The 21116-nt window shown below is 41.5% G+C and carries 21 protein-coding genes; 9 read left to right on the top strand and 12 right to left on the bottom strand.

Going from position 1 to position 21116, the window contains the following annotated elements:
• The first annotated feature begins 4 nt into the window (after nt 1-4).
• A complete protein-coding gene (mtgA, locus tag BUC17_RS04445; protein ID WP_073362008.1) occupies nt 5-691 on the top strand; it encodes a monofunctional biosynthetic peptidoglycan transglycosylase in 687 nt (228 codons plus the stop codon).
• 38 nt (nt 692-729) lie between these two features.
• Here mtgA and BUC17_RS04440 read toward each other — a convergent pair whose 3' ends face one another.
• Nucleotides 730-1110 carry a DoxX protein gene (locus BUC17_RS04440; protein WP_073362006.1) on the bottom strand — a complete coding sequence of 127 codons (381 nt, stop codon included), beginning with the start codon at nt 1108-1110 and terminating at the stop codon, nt 730-732.
• 160 nt (nt 1111-1270) lie between these two features.
• Between BUC17_RS04440 and BUC17_RS04435 the strand changes: the two genes are divergently transcribed.
• Nucleotides 1271-2074 carry a TIGR00266 family protein gene (locus BUC17_RS04435; protein WP_073362004.1) on the top strand — a complete coding sequence of 268 codons (804 nt, stop codon included), beginning with the start codon at nt 1271-1273 and terminating at the stop codon, nt 2072-2074.
• 49 nt (nt 2075-2123) lie between these two features.
• Here BUC17_RS04435 and BUC17_RS04430 read toward each other — a convergent pair whose 3' ends face one another.
• The 7 genes from BUC17_RS04430 to BUC17_RS04400 form a co-directional block, all read right to left on the bottom strand.
• Nucleotides 2124-2699 (bottom strand): type 1 periplasmic binding fold superfamily protein, encoded by a 576-nt coding sequence (locus BUC17_RS04430; protein WP_073362086.1) that lies wholly within the window; start codon nt 2697-2699, stop codon nt 2124-2126.
• A gap of 26 nt (nt 2700-2725) precedes the next feature.
• Complete coding sequence (locus BUC17_RS04425; protein WP_083544729.1) at nt 2726-5104, bottom strand: TonB-dependent receptor; 2379 nt, start codon at nt 5102-5104, stop codon at nt 2726-2728.
• Between the two features lie 33 nt (nt 5105-5137).
• Entirely contained in the window at nt 5138-5488 is a 351-nt protein-coding gene (locus tag BUC17_RS04420) for a hypothetical protein (RefSeq protein ID WP_143161712.1), read from the bottom strand.
• An 88-nt stretch (nt 5489-5576) separates the two neighbouring features.
• Nucleotides 5577-6566 carry an aspartate-semialdehyde dehydrogenase gene (locus BUC17_RS04415; protein ID WP_073362082.1) on the bottom strand — a complete coding sequence of 330 codons (990 nt, stop codon included), beginning with the start codon at nt 6564-6566 and terminating at the stop codon, nt 5577-5579.
• Nucleotides 6567-6734: 168 nt separating this feature from the next.
• Entirely contained in the window at nt 6735-7112 is a 378-nt protein-coding gene (gene mscL / locus BUC17_RS04410) for a large conductance mechanosensitive channel protein MscL (protein WP_073362000.1), read from the bottom strand.
• Nucleotides 7113-7188: 76 nt separating this feature from the next.
• Entirely contained in the window at nt 7189-9633 is a 2445-nt protein-coding gene (locus tag BUC17_RS04405; RefSeq protein WP_073361999.1) for a bifunctional UDP-N-acetylmuramoyl-tripeptide:D-alanyl-D-alanine ligase/alanine racemase, read from the bottom strand.
• A gap of 5 nt (nt 9634-9638) precedes the next feature.
• Nucleotides 9639-10265 carry a thymidine kinase gene (locus BUC17_RS04400; RefSeq protein ID WP_073361997.1) on the bottom strand — a complete coding sequence of 209 codons (627 nt, stop codon included), beginning with the start codon at nt 10263-10265 and terminating at the stop codon, nt 9639-9641.
• Between the two features lie 199 nt (nt 10266-10464).
• Between BUC17_RS04400 and BUC17_RS04395 the strand changes: the two genes are divergently transcribed.
• The 7 genes from BUC17_RS04395 (at nt 10465) to BUC17_RS04365 (ending at nt 18294) form a co-directional block, all read left to right on the top strand.
• Nucleotides 10465-11409 (top strand): hypothetical protein, encoded by a 945-nt coding sequence (locus BUC17_RS04395; protein WP_073361995.1) that lies wholly within the window; start codon nt 10465-10467, stop codon nt 11407-11409.
• A complete protein-coding gene (rsmI, locus tag BUC17_RS04390) occupies nt 11410-12087 on the top strand; it encodes a 16S rRNA (cytidine(1402)-2'-O)-methyltransferase (RefSeq protein ID WP_073361993.1) in 678 nt (225 codons plus the stop codon).
• A gap of 10 nt (nt 12088-12097) precedes the next feature.
• Nucleotides 12098-12943, top strand: coding sequence for a DNA adenine methylase (locus tag BUC17_RS04385; RefSeq protein ID WP_073361991.1), 846 nt, complete (start codon nt 12098-12100; stop codon nt 12941-12943).
• A complete protein-coding gene (locus BUC17_RS04380) occupies nt 12936-14219 on the top strand; it encodes a type II restriction enzyme (protein ID WP_073361989.1) in 1284 nt (427 codons plus the stop codon). The genes BUC17_RS04385 and BUC17_RS04380 overlap by 8 nt, the downstream gene beginning before the upstream one ends.
• Before the next feature lie 32 nt (nt 14220-14251).
• Nucleotides 14252-15952 (top strand): single-stranded-DNA-specific exonuclease RecJ, encoded by a 1701-nt coding sequence (gene recJ / locus BUC17_RS04375; RefSeq protein ID WP_073361987.1) that lies wholly within the window; start codon nt 14252-14254, stop codon nt 15950-15952.
• Nucleotides 15945-17201: an MFS transporter gene (locus BUC17_RS04370; protein ID WP_073361985.1), complete on the top strand. Its 1257-nt coding sequence runs from the start codon at nt 15945-15947 to the stop codon at nt 17199-17201. The genes recJ and BUC17_RS04370 overlap by 8 nt, the downstream gene beginning before the upstream one ends.
• A 148-nt stretch (nt 17202-17349) precedes the next feature.
• A complete protein-coding gene (locus BUC17_RS04365; RefSeq protein ID WP_143161711.1) occupies nt 17350-18294 on the top strand; it encodes a hypothetical protein in 945 nt (314 codons plus the stop codon).
• On the opposite strand, the gene BUC17_RS04360 is transcribed toward BUC17_RS04365, so the two are convergent.
• The 4 genes from BUC17_RS04360 to BUC17_RS04350 form a co-directional block, all read right to left on the bottom strand.
• Complete coding sequence (locus BUC17_RS04360; RefSeq protein ID WP_073361981.1) at nt 18289-19035, bottom strand: UDP-2,3-diacylglucosamine diphosphatase; 747 nt, start codon at nt 19033-19035, stop codon at nt 18289-18291. The two genes, BUC17_RS04365 and BUC17_RS04360, sit on opposite strands and share 6 nt — an antisense overlap.
• Nucleotides 19036-19037: 2 nt before the next feature.
• Nucleotides 19038-19490 (bottom strand): 6-pyruvoyl trahydropterin synthase family protein, encoded by a 453-nt coding sequence (locus BUC17_RS04355; protein WP_073361979.1) that lies wholly within the window; start codon nt 19488-19490, stop codon nt 19038-19040.
• A 35-nt stretch (nt 19491-19525) separates the two neighbouring features.
• On the bottom strand, nt 19526-19693 hold the full coding sequence (locus BUC17_RS14140) for a hypothetical protein (protein WP_200798314.1): 168 nt from the start codon (nt 19691-19693) through the stop codon (nt 19526-19528).
• Nucleotides 19694-19756: 63 nt separating this feature from the next.
• A protein-coding gene (locus tag BUC17_RS04350; RefSeq protein WP_394334043.1) for an IS3 family transposase occupies nt 19757-20970 on the bottom strand; the annotation gives its coding sequence in 2 pieces (ribosomal slippage) (nt 19757-20631 and nt 20631-20970; 1215 coding nt in all).
• Nucleotides 20971-21116 lie beyond the last annotated feature (146 nt).

Here is a 21116-nt window from a genome sequence, read left to right as displayed (position 1 = left end):
AACCATGAGACGATTCTTAAAAATAGTACGAAAAATTATCCTTTGGTTTTTGGGTTTATCCATTGGTGCAGTCATTTTATTTAAATGGGTTCCCGTTCCGTTTACTCCTTTAATGATCACCCGTGCTATCGAAAACAAATGGGAAGGTAAAGAAATGATTTGTAACCACGATTGGGTTCCGCTAGATAGCATTTCGGTCAATCTACAACGGGCCGTCATCGCCAGTGAAGACGGGACTTTTGAAGAACATTGGGGTTTTGATTTTACCGCCATGCAAAAAGCATTCAAAAACAACCAAAAAGGCCGACGCATCAAAGGAGGAAGTACTATTTCGCAACAAACCGCCAAAAATGTGTTCCTATGGCAAGGAAGAAGCTATGTGCGAAAAATTTTTGAAGCCTATTTTACCGTTTTAATTGAAGTAATTTGGGGCAAAGAACGCATTATGGAAGTCTACCTCAACAGTATCGAAATGGGTGAAGGGGTATATGGTGCCGAAGCAGCTGCACAATATTGGTATGGCCATTCGGTTCGATCGTTAACCAAACGTGAGGCGGCCGGTATTGCTGCCATTCTACCCAATCCCCGAAAATATAAACCGGTCAATAGCTCGAACTATATTGAACGCCGAAAGGATAAAATACTGCGAATTATGCGGCATGTGAAACGTCCCGCTTATTTGGAACCTTAAAAAAAAGCGTTGTTTTATGGAACAACGCTTTTCTTTTTTTATAAAAATAACGATCGGTATTGCGACCAGTGTTTGTATATCAAAATGCTATTCAATACGGCGATTACCAAGGCCACAAGCATCCCTGAAGCATCCAAGAACAAATGAAACAGCAAAATATTTACGGAAATAGGTGCCAACATGATTAGGGCAAAGGCCACCCATTTTCGAGTCAATAGTAGTGCGCCAATGAAAACTTCTAAAATCCCTAATACTTTTAAAACATATCCCGTAGCAGCCAAGGAAGTCATAAAAGAGGCTGCATTGTCAGGCAATTGTGGCAACGGAATCAGGGGTGTCGGAAGTACTTTGTTCAGTCCAAAAACCACCAAGACGAGCCCTAGCACTATTCGGACAATTTTAGTAAACATTGAATTCATAATATACAGGTTTATTGGTTATCATTATGGTAAAAATATAACATTATTTATTTATTTTTTGCATTCCTATTGTTAATTTGTAAAAAGTCTATTTTGAAGTCACTTCGCTGTAACGTTTAAATTAGGAAGCACACTTATAAACATAAAAAAGAAAAACAACATGAAGGCACATGAGATTGATTACACCATTTACGGTGAAGAAATGCAATACGTAGCAATAGAATTGGACCCACAAGAAGTCGTGGTCGCTGAAGCGGGAAGTTTTATGATGATGGACCACGGCATTCAAATGGAGACCATCTTTGGCGATGGATCTGCGTCACAATCCAATGGAATCTTAGGAAAATTACTCTCAGCAGGGAAACGGGTTTTGACCGGCGAAAGTTTGTTTATGACGGCTTACCAAAACCAACATTCCGAAAAACGCAAAGTTTGTTTCGCTTCGCCTTATCCGGGGAAAATTATTCCGATTGACTTACAACAATACAACGGAAAATTTATTTGTCAGAAAGACGCCTTTTTATGCGCTGCCAAAGGAGTTGCCGTGGGTATTGAATTTTCGCGCAAACTAGGGCGAGGTCTTTTTGGAGGAGAAGGATTCATCATGCAAAAACTAGAAGGAGACGGAATGGCATTTGTTCATGCGGGAGGAACTTTAGCCCGAAGGGATTTGGGACCTGGCGAAATCCTAAAAGTCGATACCGGTTGTATCGTAGGGTTTACTCAAGAAGTTGATTATGATATTGAATTTATCGGAGGCATCAAAAACTCATTATTTGGGGGTGAAGGACTCTTTTTTGCTACACTACGCGGACCCGGTACGGTTTACATTCAATCGCTTCCGTTCAGTCGTTTGGCCGATCGGATCATTGCCTCAGCACCCAAAGCCGGGGGCAGTTCTCGTGAAGAAGGCAGCCTTTTGGGAGGTCTCGGCAACTTATTGGACGGAGATAATCGTTTTTAAACAAAAAAGCCTAACAAAATCGTTAGGCTTTTTTTTGAGTCTTACCCCATTAGTTGATGGTAATTGGATATTGTACTTGTACATCCGTGCTTCCGCCTGCATTGGTAATGTCGCCAGCCGCAACACCAGCCGCCGCTTTGTTAGGCATGTGACGTAAGGTCACTGTTAAATTACCCGTTCCAGCATTTCCTGAGACATAATTGAAAGAAAGGCCAATCGGTCTTCCAGAAGAATCTGAATCGGTGTAAGTAAATGTTCCTAACCCACTTGTCGGTTGGAAAAACACTTGGTGTTCTAAACCTTCTGCTTGGATTTCTGCCGTTTTATCCTCCGCTGGAGTCTCAGCCTCGTTCAAGAAACTTACCGTACCTGTGTAAGTAGTATTTGGTGTTAAATTCCCCGAAGCAGTTACCACTGGCGCATTGGGCCCGTCTCCATCCAAATCTCTTGAGGTCAACGTAACCACTTGTCCACCTCCTGTCAAGCGAACGGTTACAGTGGTAATTACCTCTTCTTCATTAACAGGCGTATTGTTATCGTCATCACTACACGATACCATCCCCAAAGTCAAAGCAGCTACAGCAACAAGACGAATTGATTTTTGTACTTTTTCTAAAGTGTTCATTTTTTTCATTTTTTTTAAGTTAGAAGTTAAAAATTGTAACGTAATTGAACTTGAATATTTCTTCCCATTTCATCAGCAAAAAAACGTTGCCGATTTAAATAATTTCGATACCTGGTATTTCCGATATTTTGCACCCCGAGACCCATTACCCACTCTGATTTATTTTTAGCAACCCAAGTAATTGCCGCATTCCAATCCCATAACACATACCCTGGCGGAGGTGTACTCACGTCAACGGTGACAGGCACTAACTGATTATCGACAACAATGGACGCGTCAATATTCGTGTTGGGATAGCGGTGTTGTTGCGTCATCCACAAGCAGCGTAATTGGGTCGTCAACCCATGCCATTGCGGATATTCAAACTGAATATGTTGGGTAAAATTCAATGGTGGAATATCAATAATTGGCGTATCGGTCGTTTGATCTTGCGCATAGACCATGGCCCCCATCACGCCATAACTCCAATGGGTATTCCAACGCACTTGGGCATTCCAATCCAATCCCAACAGTAACGCGTCGGTACGTTGGTATTCCCAAACGGGAAAGGCACCGCGAATGGTTGTTTCAAAACCTACGGGACGCAAGTACATAAAATCTTGAATTCGATTCATATACGGAGTTGCTGTCAGGGTAAATGGAGTGCTTCTGTAATTGATTTCCAACGCGGTTTTTAAGGCTTTTTCCTGCTTTAAATTCAAATCGCCCAATTCAATCATTCCAGTAGCATGATGCAATCCATCGCTAAACAATTCTGAAGGATTCGGATTCCGAACGGCCCGACCCAAACTGAGAAGGAAATCCCAAGCTGCATTAGCATTCCAACGTATCCCAGCCGAAGCACTAAGGTTGTGGAAAAGAAACTCAGGACGGGTATTCCATTGCGTGCCTGCATCACCCACAATAAAATGGTCAAATTGGGGACTGTAATTGCGCTCGTTCCAACGGGATTTGAGGTAAAACTTTTGGGCCATCATTTGCGAAAAATCATACCGAATTCCCGCTTCAGCTGTCCATTTTGGAGCAATAGCATATTGATATACGCCATACAACCCAAAATCTACTTTCTCATAGGTAGGAATTAAAGGCCGAATGCCCGTATCAGGACTCGCCTCATTGTGCTGGTATTGCCCCATGACGCCCGCTTTGAAAACCGCCTTTTCCGTTTGTTTTTTGTAATCCGACAATACGGTATGCGTGGTCAACGTCAAATCCAACGATGGCGTATTTCGGGCTTGTCCCCGGCGGATATCGTATTCAAAGCGTTGATTGTACTGCATTTCATATTGGGTATTCCAACTTTCGGAATCGGAGAGGGTGTAATTCAAAAACAGCTTTCCTCGCATGTGACGCACTTCCTGTTTGGGGTTTGAAATTCCGTACCCAAAATCACCCACAAAATAGGGCTGGCCACTGGTTATGGCATAGTACAAATCGGTTACATTCCCAATATGAGAGGCGGTTAAAATGGCCATTTGCGATTGATAAAAACTCGCCGCAGCACCCCAAACCACTTTTTTTCCAATATGTTTCACATCACCGCTAAACGAATACTCACGGCTCCCCGAATTGGACAGGACATAATCGGGAGTTTCTCGATCGCCAAAATACTTCATGCCGGTTTGTACATTCCATGCCCAATCGCAAAAATTTCCACGGTGAATCGCAGCATTGACGGCACCTCCGCGTCCATTTGAGTGCAAACTGACTACAGCGCTACCCGAAAGCGTGTCCTTGGCAAATACATGGGGTTCAATAAGTATCAGTCCCCCAATGGCATCACCGCCATATTGCAATGCACCCGCTCCTTTGATTACACTGATTTTCCCTGCCGTATTACTATCAAAATTGGGCGCATGATCAACCCCCCATTGTTGGTCTTCACTGCGAATCCCATTGACTACCACAGGAACACGACTGCTGTGCAATCCTTGAATGACCGGTTTGGCAATGGTACTCCCTGTTCGCAGTATACTTACACCGGGAATTTCAACCAAAACTTCAGCCAGACTTCGCGCAGCATTTCGTTGTAACTCGACCGTCTTTACTTTGGCTTCCACCACAAGACCTTTGTTGGAAATAGGATTTCCTTTCACAGCTACTTCTTGCAATACCACAGGGTCTTTTTGCAAGCGGAGTACCAAATCTTGGGCTTGAGTTACCACAATAAGCGTATCCTTCCGCAAGTAACCCACATAGGTAACAAACACTTTGTGCTTGCCTTGGGGGACATTGCGAAATTGAAATGTGCCGTCTTTTTGTGCATTGACGGACTGGTCGGAAAGGTGAATATGAGCGCCTTCGAGCGGTTGCTGTTGGGAACCATATACAATCCCCGTTACGGTGTGTTGCCCAAATAAAAGGTAACCCCACAGCAAGGAGATGACATAAAAAATTCTTGACATGGATAATGCATTAAGATCATACAAACGAGTGTATTATCCTAAAGGCGGTGCGCGAAGGGCGGGGTGAAAACCGGAATATCCGGAAATCGAAATACTATGGAAAGAAAATAATTCCTCAGGGAAATTGGAATCCGGCCAAAGCGTGAATCCCAATGCAATGGGTTTTAAGTAAGCCCCAAAAGCAAACTCACATTGAAAACACTTTTCATAATCATGATGCGCGTGAGAAACTTCGGTAGTCCCTTGGGTATAATGATGATGGCAGTGCGCCGTTTCAAATTCGTGCGCAATATGCCCCACCTCATGGACCGCCTGCAAGACGACAACTCCCAAAAAGGCGAGGGATAAAATACCACCAAAAAGTAACCGACGAACATTCATCATGGGTCAAAGATAAAGTTTCGGCAAAAAAATTCCCGTCGATTTACCATTTTTTTAAGAACCGACGGGAAGATATTTTGTAGGAAGCGGATTATACGAGTCCTTGCGCTACCAAATATTCGGCAATTTGAATGGCATTGGTGGCCGCTCCTTTGCGTAAATTATCGGCCACTACCCACATATTTACCGTATTGGGCTGACTTTCATCTTGGCGAATGCGTCCCACAAATACCTCATCTTTTCCATGAGCATACAGCGGCATCGGATAGGTATAAGTGTCGGTATTATCTTGCACGACTACGCCGGGGGTATGGTGTAAGATTTCGCGGATCTCATTCAAGTTACACGGATGATGAAACTCTACATTCAACGCCTCACTGTGGCCCCCAACTACGGGAATACGAATGGCGGTGGCCGTCACATGAATCGTGTCGTCGCCGATGATTTTTTTGGTTTCGCGGGTGAGTTTCATCTCCTCTTTGGTGTAGCCGTTGTCTTCAAACACGTCGCATTGTGGAATGGCGTTGCGGTGGATTTGGTATTTGTAGGCCATCTCCCCTTGCACGCCGGCGTATTCATTTTCCAATTGCTGCACGGCTTTCACACCCGTTCCAGTGATGGATTGATAGGTGGAAACGACCACGCGTTTTACACCGTATTTTTTGTGTAGTGGAGCCAAAACCATCACCATTTGAATGGTAGAACAGTTGGGATTGGCAATGATTTTATCGGCTTTGGTCAATTCGTGCGCATTGATTTCGGGTACGACCAATTTCTTGGTTGGATCCATGCGCCATGCGGAAGAGTTGTCGATGACGGTGGTGCCCACTTCGGCAAATTTTGGTGCCCAATCGAGTGAGGTTTGGCCGCCTGCGGAAAACAACGCGATATCGGGGTGCCTATCAACCGCTGTTTGCAATCCGACTACGGTGTAGCCCTTCCCTTTCCAGGTGATTTCTTTTCCGACCGACTTCTCGGAAGCGACGGGAATTAATTCGGTTACGGGAAAATTTCGATCGGCTAACATTTGTAGCATCACTTCGCCTACCATACCGGTAGCACCAACAACGGCAACTTTCATGGTCTTTATTTTTTTTAGTTGAAATTTAAGTAGTTTGCGATTCAAGAAACGGAGCAGCTTCTTGAACCGTCACGCAAAAATAACGAGAAATTAGGTCGGTTGGTGCATTTTAAAAAAGAAAAACCACCCGCATTGGAGTGGCTTTAGTTAGAATATATAGGTAGCGGTTTACTTCTTCAACAAATCGCGAATTTCGGCTAACAATTGCTCTTGTGTGGGACCCGCAGGTGCTGCTGGAGCGGCTTCTTCTTTTTTCTTCGCGGCATTCATTCCTTTCACCAAAAGAAATAACACAAAAGCAACGATTATGAAGTTAATAATTGCCGATAGAAACATCCCATATTTGACTCCACCCAAAATGGTTAAATCTTCGATTTTTTGAAGGTTTGCTGCTTCTAAAGCGGGCTTTAACAACAAAGGTGTAATTACATCGTCAATGAACGAGCTAACAATTTTACTAAAAGCACCACCTATAATTACCCCGATTGCTAAATCAACCACATTGCCTTTCATGGCAAATTGTTTAAATTCTGATACCATTCCCATTTTTATTCGTTTTTTAAGGTTAGAGTATCAAAGCTATGAATTTTAACAATAAATTTAGATTTTTTACCCTAAAAAATTACTCGCGGTAAAAAATTCGCTTCACCCGTTGGGAAATCGAAGTCATAATTTCGTAAGGAATGGTATCCAATACTTTGGCCATGTGCATCACCGAAGGGTCTTTTCCAAAAACAATCACCTCATGGCCTTCCTTGCAGTCGATATCGGTCACATCGACCATCAACATGTCCATGCAAATGCTACCGAGTATAGGAGCTTTTTTATTTTTAACCGTGACATACCCTTTACCGTTGCCCCAATGGCGTGAGATTCCGTCGGCGTAACCAATGGGCACCGTAGCGACACACGTTGGGCGTTCGGCCATAAATCGGCGGCTGTACCCCACGCTTTCTCCGGGTTCGATGACCCGAATTTGCGAAATGACCGACTTTAGGGTGGCGACTTGCTCCAGTAATTTTTGTTCGTCTTCGTCATTGGATATTCCATACAAGCCGATGCCTAAACGCACCATATCGTATTGCGCTTGACCGAAATTGGAAATGCCCGACGTATTTAAAATATGGCGAATGGGTTGTATTTCCAATGCCTCCATCATTTGCGTCGACAACGCGTCAAACAAAGTAAGTTGGGCGAGGGTAAAATCGACAAACTTCATGTCGTCACTCGCGGCCAAATGCGACAAAATACTTTTCACTTCCACCGCTTGGGTTTGCTGCAAACGGGCAATCAAAGCGGGAATGTCTTGTTCCATAAATCCCAATCGGTGCATCCCCGTATCGAGTTTGATATGAATAGGAAAACGCTTCAATTTTTTCTGTTCGGCCAATTTGACAAAAGCATTCAACCCTTTTAAAGAGTAAATCTCGGGTTCGAGCGCGTGTTGCATCAACGAAGGATAACTCGTGCTCTCAGGATTCAAAACCATAATTGGCAATTGGATTCCCGCTTGTTTTAACGCCACTCCTTCATCGGCAAATGCTACTCCCAGATAATCTACCTTGTGATGGGCGAGCAATTTGGCAATTTCATATCCTCCATTGCCATAACTGAACGCTTTAACCATGACCATCAGTTTGGTATTGGATTGTAATTTAGCTTTGTAAAAATTGAGGTTATGACTGATGGCATTGAGATTGATTTCAAGCACCGTTTCGTGCGTTTTCTCCTCCAAAACTGTCACGATATCTTCAAAATGAAAATGACGTGCGCCTTTAATGAGTATCGTTTCTTGTTCAAAAACCACGCTATCGATGACTTCCAAAAAGGCTTGGGTCGATGGGAAAGCCAAACAATTGGGAAACTTCCGTTTGTAGGCACTGATTGTTGGCCCAATGGCAATCACGCGGTTGATATGATTGGACACCACTAGCAAGGAAACTTGTGCATACAAGGCATCATTGTCCAACCCACTTTGAAAAATATCCGAGAGAATAAGTGTTTTCTTTTTATACTGCTGCTGACTTTCCAAAAAATCTAAAGCGATTTTCAATGATTGGAAGTCCGAACTGTAACTGTCGTCAATTATACGCGTTTGGTGCTGGCCGTTTTTGACTTTCAGTCGCATTTCTACAGGATACAATTGCGCCATGCGTTCTTGAATCACTGCCTCATCATAACGCAAGTACAACAGCACCATCAAACAATGCATCGCATTTTCGATAGAGGCAAAATCCGAAAAAGGAATGACAACTTTAAAACATTGTTTTTGATAGGTAATGCGCAATTCGGTGAAGTCAGCATGCTCATTGGCCATGACAAACACATCCGCTTTTTTATCATCCGAACTCCACGTAAATGTGCGTATTGAAGGCGGCAAAAAGGCTTCAATTGTTCGGTTTTTATTTAAAATCAAAAGCTCAACGGCCGAAAATAACGTAAGCTTCTCTTTGATTTTCTCCCCCGCACTTTGAAAACCTTCATCGTGCGCCGAACCGATATTGGTGAGGATTCCAAGGGTAGGTTGGATAATTTTTTGCAAATGCACCATTTCACCTACCGTGGAAATCCCTGCTTCAAAAATACCTAGGTTGTGTTTTTCATTTATGCCCAATACCGACAAAGGCACCCCAACTTGTGAGTTGTAACTTTTGGGACTGCGAATGATATGATAATCGGGACTCAACAAAAAGTTAAGCCATTCTTTGACTATGGTTTTTCCGTTGCTCCCCGTTACGCCAATGATGGGAAACGAAAATTCCGAACGGTAAGCCGTGGCCAATTGTTGCAAGGCTACCAAAGTGTCGGGAACAATTAAAAAATTAGCTTTCCCCACCAAGCTTTCGGGTATGCTATGAACCACAAAATTGGTCACCCCTTGCGCATAGACCGTTTCCAAAAAATTATGCCCATCGTGATTCGGCCCGCGCAAGGCAAAAAACAAGGTGTGCGGGCCATTTTGAAGTGAACGGCTATCAATAGAGACGGCATCTACAATCGCGATATCATGCGGTCCTTGAAATTGCGCTTTCAAAATGGGAATGAGGGTTCGAATGGAACGTGTCACAGCAGTTAGGAATTGGGTTCGGTCGATAAATCCTCAGGGTCGTTGACTTCAATATGTTCGCGCATTGCTTTATAATAAGCGGCACGACTAAGCGGTTCGTATTCTTCGGTTTCCCCCAAAAGAACGAGATTGTCGTTATTGGATTTGCGGTAACTGTAATGGGCGAGATTCCCCGTGCGGGTGCATACAGCGTGGACTTTAGTTACATATTCGGCGGTAGCCATGAGCGCGGGCATGGGTCCGAAAGGATTTCCTTTAAAATCCATATCGAGGCCGGCCACAATGACCCGAATCCCTGAATTGGCCAAATCATTGCATATTTTTACGATTTCATCGTCAAAAAACTGGGCTTCATCAATCCCTACCACATCGCAACCTTGCGCCAAAATAGCAATGTTGGCGGCAGCAGGAACCGGAGTGGAGCGAATTTCATTTTTGTTGTGCGAAACTACCATTTCTTCATCATAACGCACATCGATAGCAGGTTTGAAAATTTCTACTTTTTGTTTGGCAAATTGCGCCCGACGTAAACGCCGAATCAATTCCTCTGTTTTCCCCGAAAACATGGAGCCGCAGATGACTTCTATCCACCCAAATTGCTCTTCGTGATTAACCGTATTTTCTAAAAACATTTACTAAATTGGTTAGATGAATTTAGGTTTTTCTGTTACATTTGTACAGAAACAAAAATATCAAAATTCCCCTGACTTGCTCCGGTTATTAGGATAAAGTTATGAAGAGTTTGCATATTTTTGAAGGAAATGACCGTACAAAAGACCCAACGCCGACTACCCTAAGGTAGCGCTTGTATACCCAAAATTGTAATGCACCATGAAAAAAAGACTGGAAGCTGAATTGATTAGTATTGCACACCGCATTTTAAAACTTCGCAACAAATCGGAAGTAGACCAACTCTACACGGAAACCCGAAAATTATACGAAACCCTAGCGGTTTTAAAATTTTATGGCGATCACTTTGAAGTCGTCAAAAACGATGTGGCCGTCGAAGATTTGGAAGCCAAATTGGCCGCTGCTTTGGATATTCCCGAGGCGGTGGTAGAAGCAGCACCCGTTGTGGAAGAAACCCCTGTAGTGGTGGAAGAAACGCCTGCGGTAGTGGAAGATGAAGTGGAAAAAGTGGAAGACGTTGAAGAAGTGATTGAAACCGAAGCCGTTGTAGAAGCCGAAACTATAGAGGAAGAACCCGTTATTGTGGGAGAAATTACGTTGGAGGAAGAAGAAATAGAGGAGGATGTTCCCATGACGGAGGCCAAATCGGACTTGGATTTTGAACCTATTTTTGAATTGGCCGCAGAGCCAATGGAGGAAACAGCAGCCCTTTCTGAGCCTGAGCTGCCCACCACTCCCATAGAAGACCCCGTCGTTGAGGCGCCTAAAAAAGACGAGCCCAAACAAATTTCCTTTGAAGAGTTATTGGGCGAAAATTACACCGAACCCATTTTTGTCAAACCCGACGATGTAGTCGTGCCCCCCTCGCTTAAAACGGTAATCGACGAACAAGGGAAATCACTCAATGAATTGCATTCCAAAAGCATCAATATTGGCTTAAACGATAAAATTGCCTTCGTGAAATATTTGTTTGCCGACAGCACCGAAGATTACAACCGGGTCCTGTCGCAATTAAATACCTTCTCCACGTTTCCTGAAGCTAAAGATTTTATCGACGAAATCATCAAACCCGATTACAACAATTGGGATGGAGTCGACGATTATGCCGAACGATTTATCGCCATCGTTGCCAAAAAATTCTCGTAAATGGGTAAATTGTATTTGGTCCCTACGCCTATTGGCAACTTAGACGACATGACGTTTCGTGCCGTAAAAGTCTTGCAGGAGGCCGATATCATTTTGGCAGAAGATACCCGCAATAGCGGTAAACTCTTGAAGCATTTTGACATTGCCACACCCATGCAAAGTCATCACATGCATAATGAACACAAAACCGTGGACCATTGGGTGAAACGCATCCAAGCGGGAGAAACCGTGGCCTTGATCAGTGATGCGGGCACCCCTGCAATTTCCGATCCTGGATTTCTGTTGACCCGAGCCTGTGTAGAACATGGGATTGAAGTAGATTGCCTGCCCGGAGCCACCGCTTTTGTTCCGGCTTTGGTGAACAGTGGGTTGCCCAACGATCGCTTTATTTTTGAAGGTTTTTTACCCGAAAAAAAGGGTCGACAAACACGCTACCTGCAACTCGCCGAAGAGACGCGAACGATTATTCTGTATGTTTCGCCCCATAAATTGGTGAAAACCTTGGGCGAATTTGTGCAGTATTTTGGCCCCGATCGCCCGGTATCGATTTCCCGAGAAATCACCAAATTGCACGAGGAAACCATTCGCGGCACCGCCGAAGAGGTTCTCAAACATTACGAAACCAAACCCCCGAAAGGCGAAATTGTCGCTGTAGTGGCAGGGAAACCTACAAAATAAATTAAGATTAATGTCAAAAAATAAGTTAATTATTCCATTCTTAAAATGGGTTGGCGGAAAAAGACAATTAATGCCTTCCATAAAAGAAAATTTACCAAACGACATCAATAAACTCAACTATTTTGAGCCTTTTATTGGTGGTGGTGCTGTATTTTTTGATTTACAACCAAAAAAAGGTATAATCAATGACTTTAATTCAGAATTAATTAATGTCTATCAAACAATCAAAGATAATCCAGAAGAACTAATTGAAAATTTAAAACTTCATATTAATGATTCTGAATATTACTATAATATTAGAAGTTTAGATAGAAGCGAAGACTACAATAAATTGACTAATGTAGAAAAAGCTTCACGGATAATTTATTTAAATAAAACTTGTTATAACGGACTATACAGAGTTAATAATTCAGGAGAATTTAACTCACCTTTTGGTCGTTATAAAAATCCAAATATAGTTAATGAAACTGTTTTAAAAGCTGTAAGTAATTACCTTAACAAAGCTAATATTGAAATAAGAAATGATGATTATGCAGATATTTTATTAAATATTAAAAAAAACAGTAAATCATTTGTCTATCTTGATCCTCCTTATCATCCAATCTCTGAAACCTCAAATTTTACAGGGTATATTCAAGGGGGTTGGGATATTTTTGACCAAATAAGATTAAAAGAAGTTTGTGATACTTTGAACGACAATAACATAAAATTCTTATTGTCAAATTCAGCTTCACAACAAATAATGGATTTATACAAAGATTATAACATTGAAATTGTAAGAGCCAATAGATTTATTAACTCAAATCCTAACAATAGAGGAGAAGTTGATGAAGTTTTAATTAAAAATTATGAGTAAATCAAAAAATGATATAGCTTGGAATTCTCTATTCGAAAAATTCAATATCATTAATCAAATAGAGAAAAATGGTAGCTTTGAAATTACATCTGAACAAATTAACGATGTAAGACAAGCAAGATTAATGACAAAATTTGATCATAAATCTCAGCTACCCGAAATTTTTGCAAAAAATAACTTATCCATACTTCCAACAAATAGAGGTGGGTATAGTATTGGAAATTATGAGACTTTTTTTGACTTCAACATCAATGAGGTAGAGACGGTAAAAATTGAGTTTCCTAATTTTTTAGAAAGTTTAAACTTCACAGATATAACAAGCGAAGCAACCGCAATTAATTGTGCTTTTGTTTCTAAAATTTTGAATGATTTTACAAACGAAATTGAATTGTTTCCAACTGTTAATGGACGAATGAGTTCTTCATTTTTTGATTACCAAATTAATTCAAAAAACGGAAAGAAAACTATATATGTAGATAGATCGCAAATAGAAATCGATGGTGGTTTTGAGGGCAGTGATAGTTTAAATTTAATTGAGGCAAAAAACTATATCTCTAATGATTTTTTGATTCGCCAACTTTTTTATCCTTACGTTCTATGGAAAAATAAAATTCAAAAAAAAGTTAAACCAATTTTCTTAACTTATTCAAATGGGATATTTCACTTAAGAGAATATGAATTTGCTAATGAAAAAGATTACAACTCTATCTTCTTGAAGAAAGAAAAAAAATACACTTTTTCGGATGGAAACCTCAACTTAGAAGTATTATCTGAATTATTAGAAAAAACTGTAACAATTCCTGAGCCTAGTATTCCTTTCCCACAAGCTGACAGTTTCGATCGAGTCATTAATTTATGTGAACTACTAAATCAGAATGAATTTTTGACAAAAGAAATGATAACAGCTAATTTCGATTTTGATAAAAGACAAACTGATTATTATTCAAATGCTGCTAAATATTTAGGCCTAGTTGATTTTAACAAAGATGTTCATGGGAATGTAGGCTGTTATTTGACAAATAATGGTAAAAGAATTTTTAGTCTAAACATTATTGAAAGACAAAAAGAGTTTATCAAAATAATTCTTACCCATCAAGTTTTTAAAAAATGTCTAGATTTTTGTCTAAAAAATTCTGAGATGCCCAGCAAATTTGAAGTAATTGAAATGATGAAAAAATCGAGGTTGAATAATGTTAAATCACCTGAGACATTTAAAAGAAGATCTTCTACAGTTATTAGTTGGACCAATTGGATCTTAAATCAAATTCATGAATAATTTATACGCCAACCTTTTAACACCTAACTCTTATGCGCTGGAACTTTCACTCAAAGCCGAATCCCTCCGCCGTACGCCATTTGATGGACGTATTGCACATCGATGAACGCGTAGCCCACTTATTGGTGCAACGCGGCATCACCACCTACGAAGAAGCTAAAGCTTTTTTTCGCCCTACCCTAAACGACTTACACAATCCGTATCTCATGAAAGATATGGAGCAAGCGGTATTTCGTATCGAACAAGCCATGAACAACCGCGAAAACATCTTGGTGTTTGGCGATTATGATGTCGATGGTACCACAGCCGTTTCCTTGATGGCCTCCTACCTTCGCAGCTTTTATCCCTACGTGGCCACCTACATTCCCGATCGCTATGCCGAGGGCTACGGTATATCCTACCAAGGCATTGATTTTGCCGAAGACAATGGCATGACTTTAATTATCGCTTTGGACTGCGGCATCAAATCCATCGATCATGTCAACTACGCCAAAGCCAAAGGCATCGATTTTATCATTTGCGACCACCACCGTCCTGGCGATACCTTACCCGATGCCGTGGCCGTTTTAGATCCCAAACGCGACGATTGTTCCTATCCGTATGACGAACTCTGTGGGTGTGGCGTCGGATTTAAACTGATCCAAGCCTTGTCGGAACGCCGTGGGCAAACCATTTTGGATTTGATCCCCTACCTCGATTTGGTCGCTACTGCAATCGCCGCCGATATTGTACCCATCACGGGGGAAAATCGGGTATTGGCCAAATTTGGCTTACAAGTCATCAACGAGAATCCAAGACCCGGCATCAAAGCCTTGCTCACACAAGTCAAGAAAAGCGAACTCACCATTACCGATGTCGTATTTATCATAGCGCCACGCATCAACGCCGCGGGTCGTATCCAACATGGCAACGCTGCCGTGAGTTTGTTGACCGAAATGAACTTGGAACAAGCCGTTCAATTTGCCGCCGACATTGAACAACATAACAAAGACCGTCGGGAATTGGACAAAACCATCACTGAAGAAGCGTTACGTCAAATTCAGGATTTGAACGAAACCGAACGTTTTACCACTGTAGTTTACCAAGAAAACTGGCACAAAGGCGTCATCGGAATCGTGGCCTCTCGCCTCACCGAAACCTATTACCGTCCGACCATCGTGTTTACCAAAAGTGGCGATAAACTGGCCGCCTCAGCGCGTTCGGTCAAAGATTTTGATTTGTACGAAGCTTTGGAAGCGTGTAGCGAACACCTTATTCAATTTGGCGGACATAAGTATGCGGCTGGAATGACCTTGTATGAAGAAAACTATCCGGCCTTTAAAGCCGCTTTCGAAGAAGTGGTCAAAAAAACCATTGACCCCAATCTTCTCATCCCAGAAATAGCAGTCGATGCCGAAATCCAATTTTCAGACATCACGCCCAAATTGATGCGACTACTAAAACAATTTGAACCCTACGGCCCGGGCAATATGACCCCCACATTTCTCGCCAAAAACCTGTACGACACGGGCTATGGCAAACGCATTGGGAGTGACGAAACCCATTTAAAACTCAACCTCAAACAAGGGACTTCCGAAACGATAGGCGCTGTGGGTTTTGGCCTAGGCGACAAGGTCACTTTGATTGAAAACCGACAAAAAATTGATGCGGTTTTCTGTTTGGATGAAAATGAATTCAACGGTTCCGTAACTTTGCAACTCCGTTTGAAAGATTTACGCAATCACCATGACTAAAAACGATCCCTACGAAGCCCTGCGCTTTCGCGAATTTAACTTCTTCCTCCTCATGCGCTTTGCCTTGGTCTTTGCTTGGTCGATGCAATTTGTCATTATCGAATGGGAAGTGTATACCATGACGAAAGATACGCTGTCGTTGGGAATTATTGGTTTGATGGAAATTATCCCCGCCGTGAGCATGGCGCTTTTTGCGGGACATATCGTCGATCAAAACGAAAAGAAAAGTCTGTTGATCAAATGTTTAATCGCTTTTTCACTCATTAGTCTCGGCTTGTTTGCCCTAACCCTTCCCGCTATTAAAGCGAACTTTGCCGCACAAAATTTGCTGTATGCCATCTATGCCCTGGTATTTTGTGGGGGATTGGTACGTGCTTTTATCACACCTTCCGTATTTTCACTGTTGGGTCAGTTGATTCCTAAAAAAGTCTACCCCAACGCTTCTACCTGGAGCAGTTCGGTGTGGCAAATTGCGGCGGTTACCGGACCCGCGCTCTCCGGAATTGCCATTCGCTTTTTTGGCGTGCATTATTCGCTGTGCTTTGTATTTGGTTGTACGGTCTTGGCCTTACTTTTTCTGACGCAAATTGAGAAGAAACCGATATTAAATACCAAAATCGGCGAACCCATGATGCAAAGTTTAAAAGAAGGTGTACGCTTTGTTTTTCACAACAAAACCATCTTAAACGCCATCACGCTCGATATGATCGCCGTGCTCTTCGGGGGCGCCATTGCACTACTTCCCGTATTTGCCCAAGATATTTTAAAAGTAGGCTCCGAAGGATTTGGCGTTTTGCGCGCAGCTCCCGCAGTGGGTTCGTTCCTCACCATGATCCTCGCGGCTTACATTCCGCTGAACAAAAATGCAGGGATGAAATTGCTAGTAGCCATATTTCTGTTTGGCGTGTGCATGATTGTCTTCGGCCTCTCGACGTCCTTTTGGCTTTCGGTGGCCGCTTTATTTCTCAGTGGTATTTTTGATGGTGTTTCAGTGGTCATCCGGCAAACCATTTTACAACTGGAAACGCCCGATCACATGCGCGGACGGGTCGCTTCGGTGAATTCTATTTTTGTGGGTTCGTCCAACGAACTCGGCGCGTTTGAAAGTGGCTTGACCGCCAAATTAATGGGCACGGTGACGGCAGTGGTTTTTGGCGGTACAATGACCTTAGTAACGGTAACGGCTACGGGAATCCTTTCGCCTTCCTTCCGGAAATTGGACATTCATAAAAAAATTGAAGAATTGTAATTTTTAGGCAGCAACAACTCCCTCGTTCTTGGCAACACGATCCCGCTCTCCGCTATATCCCCGAATACATCGGGGGATGCCGCTATGATCGGGGCTGAATCGACGCCCCATTTTCAAATCATGAAGGGAAAAACCGTATCTTCACCTTATGAAGCCACTATTTTCTATAGTATTGTTCTGCCTACTCCTATTTTTGGCTCCTGTTACACGGGCACAAAGCCTACACTTTTTACTCTTAGATGAAGAAACCAGCGAATTTTTACCGGAAGTGAATTTTCACCTTTTTCACCAAAAAAAGAAAGTTTTTGAAGGCATCTCCCCCGAAAAAGAAGCACTTACGCTACCTCAAATTCCGTTTGATTCCATTGCCTTTTCTAAATTCAATTTTGAACCCAAAGGCTATGCGCGTGAACAACTCGCCGATGTCATTTATCTCAAGAAAAAAATCTACGAACTAGAGGAAGTCGTAGTGGGATCGCTTCCTGAAAAAATTACCTTGGGCGAACACAACCGCATTTTACCCAATTCCAGGGGCATGTATTTGCAAAAGCAATTGTTTTTTGGCTTACTGCTTACCAATGAACACCCTTTTGATTTGGCGCTAGAACAGGTACAATGGTATGTCAAAAAAGTAGTGCATCCCACAAAATACCGCATTCTTTTTTATAAAGTAATAGTGAATAGAGAAATCATACAACGAACCAATATTTCTCCCCTGCAGGCCATCCCCGTGTACATTTCACCGGTTCAAACGTTAGACCCAAAACAAAAAAACAAAATCAACACCCCCATCGATTACACCTTAACGCCAGGAGAAGAAATTTTGGTTTCCATTGAATTGGTCGACTATGTTGATGCGAATCAAACCGTGGTTTATCCCCCTTTTGAAGAGCAAACTTTAGTGAAGTTTCAATGTTCGAACGAAACCAACTTTTACACGAAATATCGGGATGCCGTTACTGAAAAAGAAACGGAAGAATTATATAATGCCAATCTATGGATCAATTATGATTTTGCGTTTTACTTTTACAAAAAGCCCAGTAAAAGCTTGATTCGAACGCCTGCTGTCAATTTGATTGGCCAGAAATTATAGTTCAAATTTTTCAAGCGACATTTGGGTTCCATCAAAAACGCCATAGGTAAAATACCCAATCCAATCCCCGAGATTGATATAGGTTGATTGCTCATTTAAGGTAATCGTCATGGGCAAGTGACGGTGACCAAACACAAAGTAATCGTAGTGTTGAGTTTGTAATTTCCGTTTGCAGTATTGCACAAGCCATTCGTTGTCTTCGCCCAAAAACTTCACGTCGGCTTCCCCCGATATCAATTTGTTTTTGACCGAAAGGTATTGGGCTAACTTAACACCCAAATCGGGATGTAACCAGCGGTAAACCCATTTGGAGACCGGATGGGTAAACACTTTTTTCATGCGTTTGTAGCCTTTGTCGCCAGGTCCTTTGCCATCGCCGTGACCAATGAGAAACGACTTGCCGTGAAACGTAAAGGTTTGGTTATCGTGGTATACGGGGATGTTCAATTCCTTCTCAAAATAATCGTGCATCCACAAGTCGTGATTCCCTACAAAAAAGTAAATCGGAATGCCGCTGTCGCGAATTTCAGCCAATTTTCCTAAAACGCGCACAAAGCCTTTAGGCACTACGGTTTTGTATTCAAACCAAAAATCAAATAAATCGCCGAGCAAAAAAATAGCTTCGGCATCTTGCTTCACAGTGTCTAACCAAGCCACAAACTTTTGTTCACGCGGAAAGCTGGCTTCAGCAGTCGGCGCACCCAAATGTTGGTCGGAAGCAAAATAGATTTTTTTGGCCATACTTATGTATTATCAGACGCATACCATTCGGCATACGACGTCTCCGTTTCTTGTAGTCGTAACGAAAAAAGTTGAATAGTAGCGGGAAGGCGGTTGCTGATTTTAGCCGCAAAATCAATGACCATATTCTCACTCGTAGGTTGGTAATCGACCAAAATAACATGATGTCCGCGCTGTTGGAGCTCCTGAGCCAATTCGATATGAGGCGTATTTTTATTAAAAACGGTCGCATGGTCAAACACGTCGACTACTTCTTCTTTCACGATTTTTTTTAAGTCGGTAAAATCGATTACCATTCCGTATTTCACATGAGCCGTATCGGTAATTGGCTGACCGATGACAGTGACCGATAATTTGTAACTGTGTCCGTGAACGTTTTTACATTTTCCATCATAGCCATACAAGGCATGTCCGGTTTCAAAACTAAATTGTTTGGTGATTCGAATGGTACTCATACTGGAAATTTTCGCGACAAAAATACGGTTTTATTCTAATCCTTTCGGTTTTTGGAACGGTAATAAAGCAGATAAGCCAAGCCCACCAATACCACAAAAGGCAGCAAATTTCCAATCCAAACACCGATAGCATACCCGTTATCAGGTGCTTCTTGAAGTTTTTTATCGATGGCCGATTGCAGGAATAGTACTAAAAATTTCATTCAAACAAATATTTCTTTGAGTCGTCCTAAAATAGATTGACAAGTTTTACAATAAAAATTATATTAACCAGTCGGTATTTGCTGACTGGTTTTTTCATGTACAAAGTTAGGAGTTTTCATTGATAAGCTTAAATGAGGCCTTTTATTATTATAGGTCTTTATTGATGTTTCAATAAGCTTTTCTAATGTTTTACCATCCTTACATTTATAGATTAAAAATTCATTCTTTATAATACCATTTATTCTTTCTGCCAAGGCATTTTGATAACAATCATATCCGTCTGTCATTGATGGTGTTATGTTATTTTTCTTTAATATGTCCTGATAAATTTTAGAACAGTACTGTAGCCCTCTGTCTGAATGATGTATAAGAGGGAGATCTGATTTTCTATCCCTAACAGCCATCTTTAAAGCTTTGACAACATTTTCAGTACTCATATCATCACTAAGCTGATAACCTACTATTTTTCTACTATATGCGTCAGTTACTAAAGATAAATAGTGTGTCCTTTCAAATGATTTTACATAAGTAATATCACTAACATAAACCTGTTCGGAACGTTCAATTTTATAATCCTTTAAAAGGTTATCATACTTGTGTAGCCAATGCTTTGAAAAGGTTGTCTTAGTATAACTTTTCTTTGGTCTGACCAGTAGTAAATAATTAAATAAGGCATCTCGACCTATCTTTATATTACAAAGGGAAAGTTCATGAGAAAGCAAATAATATAGTTTTCGGGTTCCAATGCGTGGCATTTCTAATCTTAAAGCATGAACCATAGCTTTTACCTGAAGTAATTCACTCTCTCTACAAAAAATTCTTCTTTGTTCCTGATATAAAGCCTGTCTGCTTATCCCAAACAATCTACAACTTTTGGACAGACTTATTCCTGCTCTTTCCCTGAGCCGGAAGATTGTTTGGGAGAAAACTTTTTTCGAATCTGAGTGCCATACTGGTTGTCAGAAATATCAATCATGGTGTTAAGAATCTTATTTTTAAGCTTCTCATCAGCCAATTCTTTTTCAAGCCTTCTGATAATTTGAGCAGGGGTTTCTTTAGATTTTGCCATAAATAATAGGTTAGGCTTACTCCAATCTAAGTTACCATATTTTCTTAACCAAACCAAAACTGTACTTCTACCCTGGATTCCATAAACAGATTGAGCTTGTTTATAGGTCATTTCGCCTTTTTCAACACGGGAAATAACAGCAAGTTTAAAAGCCATGTTGTAATCTTTCTGACTACGCTTAATGTGCGAGGTTGCTTTGTCTTTCATAATAAGTCGAATTTGTGTCAACTTATTTCAGGAGGGGACATTGCGATAATTTGCTATAAATCAGTGTTTTTTTTGCTTTAAGTATACAATTCTTTAGGAATCAAAAAAATATTTGGGGTTGATAGGTAAATTAGTATATTTGCAAC

The sequence above is a fragment of the Flavobacterium fontis genome, from assembly GCF_900129405.1.
Classification (GTDB): domain Bacteria; phylum Bacteroidota; class Bacteroidia; order Flavobacteriales; family Flavobacteriaceae; genus Flavobacterium; species Flavobacterium fontis.
Note: the sequence above shows the minus strand (reverse complement) of the source record. Positions and strands in the feature narration are given on the sequence as shown.

What these genes read in the sequence shown, in the direction of transcription:
- BUC17_RS04415 (WP_073362082.1), bottom strand. Translation starts at nt 6,566, where the DNA reads ATGAAAGTTGCCGTTGTTGGTGCTACCGGTATGGTAGGCGAAGTGATG.
- BUC17_RS04430 (WP_073362086.1), bottom strand. Translation starts at nt 2,699, where the DNA reads ATGAACACTTTAGAAAAAGTACAAAAATCAATTCGTCTTGTTGCTGTA.
- BUC17_RS04425 (WP_083544729.1), bottom strand. Translation starts at nt 5,104, where the DNA reads ATGTCAAGAATTTTTTATGTCATCTCCTTGCTGTGGGGTTACCTTTTA.
- mtgA (WP_073362008.1), top strand. Translation starts at nt 5, where the DNA reads ATGAGACGATTCTTAAAAATAGTACGAAAAATTATCCTTTGGTTTTTG.
- BUC17_RS14140 (WP_200798314.1), bottom strand. Translation starts at nt 19,693, where the DNA reads ATGAAATTTTTAGTACTATTCCTGCAATCGGCCATCGATAAAAAACTT.
- BUC17_RS04370 (WP_073361985.1), top strand. Translation starts at nt 15,945, where the DNA reads ATGACTAAAAACGATCCCTACGAAGCCCTGCGCTTTCGCGAATTTAAC.
- BUC17_RS04435 (WP_073362004.1), top strand. Translation starts at nt 1,271, where the DNA reads ATGAAGGCACATGAGATTGATTACACCATTTACGGTGAAGAAATGCAA.
- BUC17_RS04355 (WP_073361979.1), bottom strand. Translation starts at nt 19,490, where the DNA reads ATGAGTACCATTCGAATCACCAAACAATTTAGTTTTGAAACCGGACAT.
- BUC17_RS04365 (WP_143161711.1), top strand. Translation starts at nt 17,350, where the DNA reads ATGAAGCCACTATTTTCTATAGTATTGTTCTGCCTACTCCTATTTTTG.
- rsmI (WP_073361993.1), top strand. Translation starts at nt 11,410, where the DNA reads ATGGGTAAATTGTATTTGGTCCCTACGCCTATTGGCAACTTAGACGAC.
- BUC17_RS04440 (WP_073362006.1), bottom strand. Translation starts at nt 1,110, where the DNA reads ATGAATTCAATGTTTACTAAAATTGTCCGAATAGTGCTAGGGCTCGTC.
- mscL (WP_073362000.1), bottom strand. Translation starts at nt 7,112, where the DNA reads ATGGGAATGGTATCAGAATTTAAACAATTTGCCATGAAAGGCAATGTG.
- BUC17_RS04420 (WP_143161712.1), bottom strand. Translation starts at nt 5,488, where the DNA reads ATGATGAATGTTCGTCGGTTACTTTTTGGTGGTATTTTATCCCTCGCC.
- recJ (WP_073361987.1), top strand. Translation starts at nt 14,252, where the DNA reads ATGCGCTGGAACTTTCACTCAAAGCCGAATCCCTCCGCCGTACGCCAT.
- BUC17_RS04385 (WP_073361991.1), top strand. Translation starts at nt 12,098, where the DNA reads ATGTCAAAAAATAAGTTAATTATTCCATTCTTAAAATGGGTTGGCGGA.
- BUC17_RS04380 (WP_073361989.1), top strand. Translation starts at nt 12,936, where the DNA reads ATGAGTAAATCAAAAAATGATATAGCTTGGAATTCTCTATTCGAAAAA.
- BUC17_RS04360 (WP_073361981.1), bottom strand. Translation starts at nt 19,035, where the DNA reads ATGGCCAAAAAAATCTATTTTGCTTCCGACCAACATTTGGGTGCGCCG.
- BUC17_RS04400 (WP_073361997.1), bottom strand. Translation starts at nt 10,265, where the DNA reads ATGTTTTTAGAAAATACGGTTAATCACGAAGAGCAATTTGGGTGGATA.
- BUC17_RS04395 (WP_073361995.1), top strand. Translation starts at nt 10,465, where the DNA reads ATGAAAAAAAGACTGGAAGCTGAATTGATTAGTATTGCACACCGCATT.